The organism is Alkalibacterium sp. s-m-28 (genome assembly GCF_054658175.1).
Window position 1 is genome coordinate 1 of record NZ_BAAGIQ010000140.1, and the last position, 3,562, is coordinate 3,562.

Genomic DNA, 3,562 nt, shown 5'->3' on the forward strand with positions numbered 1-3,562 from the left:
AGGGACTGCCTTTTGAGCCTACCCCTATCCGATTCCTCTGTCTGTATGAAGTCTGTGCAGACAAGAATGGAGTTCGTAGGAAGCCCCCACTTCAAAATCCAAAGGATTTAAGTGGTGGGTAGTTCACATGACTACACTCGACTCAATTATTACGGACAGCACGCGCCTGTATATCGGTAATGCCGTCCCTGAAACTTATTATAAAGACACCTATGTAAAAAATATCAAGCCCGTTCATGCAGTCGCTCTCCCAGTCACACATCAAGAAGTTCAGGCCCTGGTTCAGTTTGCCATCGACAAAGATCTGAAGATACTGGCTCGTGGTGCTTGAACAGGTGTTGCCGGTGCTCAAGTTCCGCTTGAAGGCAACGAACTCATCATCGACGTTCATCTGATGGATACCATTACCGAGCTGGATGAAGAAACGCTGACGCTGACCGTTGAACCGGGCGTGCTGGTTGGCGACATTCATACCTATGTAGAGAGTAAAGGCTACTTCTATCCACCAGATCCCGCTTCAAAGCATTCAACGATTGGTGGAAATGTGGCGACGAATGCCGGTGGACTGCGTGCCGTCAAATACGGAACGACCCGCCAATATGTAAGAGAAATGACCGTCGTTCTGCCCAGTGGAGAATCCATGACACTCGGCAGCAAAAACATCAAGGACAGTTCCGGCTATGACTTGAAAGACCTCTTTATCGGATCGGAAGGCACACTCGGCATTACGACTCAGATCAAGCTTAAACTGATTCCTCTACCTAAAGCCAGTCTGTCCATCCTTCTGGCTTTCGATACGGTCCAGGAAGCAACAGACGCAACTTTGGCTATTCTGACCAGCGGAGCCGATCCTTCCGGGGTGGAACTGTTTGAACGGCAGGCTCTGAGATACGCTGAACAGAATCTCGGTTACCCATTAAAATCACAGGTGGGAGAAGCCTATCTGTTGATGACGCTTGATGGAAACGATGCGGCTGATTTGACAGTACGGGCCGAACTGGTCGAGCAGATTGCTAAAGAGACCGCACGTGAGAGTCATGTCTTGACAGATGAAGAAGCGGCTAAGAACTGGGCGTTAAGAGACAACATTCTTCTGGGGCTGACCGTCTTTACTGAATTCGAACTGCTGGATGAGGTCGTTCCAATCAACAAATTTGCCGAACTGATCGAGTCCACAAAAGCGATGCAGGAAAAACATGGGCTGAATGTCCTGAACTTCGGGCATGCTGGAGACGGCAATGTTCATACCCTGTTGATGAAAGACGACTTGAGTGAAGAGGAATGGACTAGAAGACGGGCTGCTCTTCTGAAAGACCTGTACCAGAAAGTTGCTGATCTAGGCGGTCTTCCTTCCGCCGAGCATGGCATAGGGATCGTCAAGAAAGAATACATGGAAAGTATGACGGATGACATCAACTTGAAGTATATGCGAGCCATCAAACAAGTCTTTGACCCGGATAATCGACTGAATCCTGGGAAAGTGTTCTGATTGGTTGCTAAATGAAAAATAAATAGATAAAGAAACACTCGTCCTTTTAATCGAAAGAACGAGTGTTTTTTTCATCTTGTAATCTAGCAATTTTTAGTATTCACTATATCAGTCTTCTTCGCTTCCATTTGAGTGCGTATCTTCCTGGTAATCATCCTCGAATCTCAAACTTTCCCCATTTTCTATCGCTTCTTCAAAGATGTTTTCCACTTTAGGGATATAGGTGATACTTCCCAGTTCCCCTTTAATCGCCACATATTCCTTACCGGGCTCAATATTAAGTATAGATGGGACGGTTAGCACAATGTCATTTCCCTGTCTACGTGCCTTCATCAGACTCTCCCCTTTTATGTCTATTTAGCTATATTGTAGCAGTTGTTGAAACTAAATAGAATGTCATTATGAAAATGTTTAACACTACAACAAAACCTCATTCACTATAGGCAAAAAGCTGACTTCAGTCTTATCCTGAGGTCAGCTTTTATACTCATTTACCGATTATCCGTACAGTGGATACTTACGTGTCAGTTCTTTAACTGATTGTCTGATTTTGTCTAGTTCATCTTCGTTGTCCTTAGAATTCAAAGCAGCAACGATCAGTTCAGCTACGCGTCTGAATTCTTCTTCCTTGAATCCGCGAGTGGTCACAGCTGGTGTTCCGATTCGAATCCCACTTGTTTTGAATGGTCCAAGTGTATCAAAAGGAATGGAATTTTTGTTTACAGTAATGCCTACTTCATCAAGTAATGCCTCTGCCTGTTTCCCGTTTAGTCCGAAGTCAGAAACTTCCATAAGCAGCAGGTGATTATCCGTTCCCCCACTAATTAAACGGCCTTTTGATCCTTCGAATACTTCTACCATAGCTCGTGCGTTTGCTTTAATTTGTTTACTATAGTCTATAAAACTGGGCTCCAGAGCTTCCTTGAATGCAATGGCCTTTCCCGCTATCACATGCTCAAGTGGTCCCCCTTGAATACCTGGGAAGATTGCGCTGTTCAGCTTCTTGCCGTATTCTTCTTTTGCAAGAATCAGTCCGCCTCTAGGTCCTCTCAACGTTTTGTGCGTCGTGCTAGTCACAACATCAGCGTAAGGAATAGGATCCGGATGTTCTCCTGTCGCGATCAGACCGGCTATATGAGCCATATCCACCATCAAAATAGCCCCTACTTCATCCGCTATCTCACGGAATTTGGCAAAATCAATTGTTCGAGGATAGGCACTGTATCCAGCAATAATCATTTTAGGTTTATGCTCAAGCGCCAGACGTCTGACCTGGTCAAAATCGATTGTTTCAGTTTCTTTGTCTACTTCATAGGGGACGACGTTATAAAGTTTTCCACTAAAATTGACATGAGAACCGTGGGTCAAATGACCACCGTGATTCAAGTTCATTCCCATGTATGTATCCCCGGGTTCCAGGAAAGTCTGAAAAACTGCCATGTTAGCTTGAGAACCAGAGTGCGGCTGTACATTGGCATACTCTGCACCAAAAAGTTCTTTTGCTCGTTCGATGGCCAGATTCTCAATCACATCTACAAATTCGCATCCACCGTAGTAGCGTTTGCCCGGATAGCCTTCTGCATATTTATTCGTCAGCACACTTCCCTGTGCATCCATGACTGCTTGAGAAACAAAGTTTTCTGATGCAATAAGTTCAATGTTCTCTTCCTGACGCTTTTTCTCTTGTTCAATCGCTTCAAATACTTCATGATCAATGACAGGTTTTAACACTTAAGATCCTCTCCCCAAATAAAATTTACTGCTTTTGTAAAAGTATAGCACAGCTGTGTGAAAAGTCATTTACTTTCATAAAATTTAGTGACTAAACTTTTTGTCTCTATTACTTACTCTTTTTTTAACGTAATTCCGAAAGAAGTCTCCCACTTCTAAACGTATGGGTGCGAAGCACCAGTGAAAGTGGGAGATGAATGTCGGTCAAGCGATAGCTATGTGTAAAATAGTTGTCGGAAAGTAAAATAGTAGGGCAAGAAATTAAAGTAGACAAAAAGAAAGAAGACCCTTAATCTAGAGATAACCACAAATCCAGAAAAGAGGTCTTCTTATGAATCAAAT

4 protein-coding genes and 1 pseudogene are annotated in these 3,562 nt (G+C 43.8%); 3 read left to right on the plus strand and 2 right to left on the minus strand.

Annotated features, from left to right (window positions below; translation table 11 throughout):
- The first annotated feature begins 127 nt into the window (after positions 1 to 127).
- From ACYQ4S_RS11220 to ACYQ4S_RS11230, 3 genes and pseudogenes are all read left to right on the plus strand, one after another.
- Positions 128 to 331, plus strand: a complete 204-nt coding sequence (locus ACYQ4S_RS11220; RefSeq protein WP_459771205.1) for a hypothetical protein — start codon at positions 128 to 130, stop codon at positions 329 to 331.
- A gap of 18 nt (positions 332 to 349) precedes the next feature.
- A pseudogene (locus ACYQ4S_RS11225) lies at positions 350 to 637 on the plus strand (FAD-binding oxidoreductase); the annotation flags it as partial.
- A 3-nt stretch (positions 638 to 640) separates the two neighbouring features.
- Positions 641 to 1,489, plus strand: a complete 849-nt coding sequence (locus tag ACYQ4S_RS11230) for an FAD-binding oxidoreductase (protein WP_459771207.1) — start codon at positions 641 to 643, stop codon at positions 1,487 to 1,489.
- A gap of 108 nt (positions 1,490 to 1,597) precedes the next feature.
- Here the strand turns inward: ACYQ4S_RS11230 and mazE are convergent, their stop codons facing one another.
- The gene (gene mazE / locus ACYQ4S_RS11235) at positions 1,598 to 1,822 is read right to left on the minus strand and encodes a type II toxin-antitoxin system PemI/MazE family antitoxin (RefSeq protein ID WP_346023584.1); all 225 of its coding nucleotides are present in this window, start codon (positions 1,820 to 1,822) and stop codon (positions 1,598 to 1,600) included.
- 165 nt (positions 1,823 to 1,987) lie between these two features.
- Complete coding sequence (locus ACYQ4S_RS11240) at positions 1,988 to 3,220, minus strand: serine hydroxymethyltransferase (protein ID WP_346023583.1); 1,233 nt, start codon at positions 3,218 to 3,220, stop codon at positions 1,988 to 1,990.
- Positions 3,221 to 3,562: the final 342 nt, after the last annotated feature.

Bases quoted from the DNA above. Each gene is read 5' to 3' on its own strand.
- ACYQ4S_RS11230 (WP_459771207.1), top strand. From the start codon at position 641: ATGACACTCGGCAGCAAAAACATCAAGGACAGTTCCGGCTATGACTTG.
- mazE (WP_346023584.1), bottom strand. From the start codon at position 1,822: ATGAAGGCACGTAGACAGGGAAATGACATTGTGCTAACCGTCCCATCT.
- ACYQ4S_RS11220 (WP_459771205.1), top strand. From the start codon at position 128: ATGACTACACTCGACTCAATTATTACGGACAGCACGCGCCTGTATATC.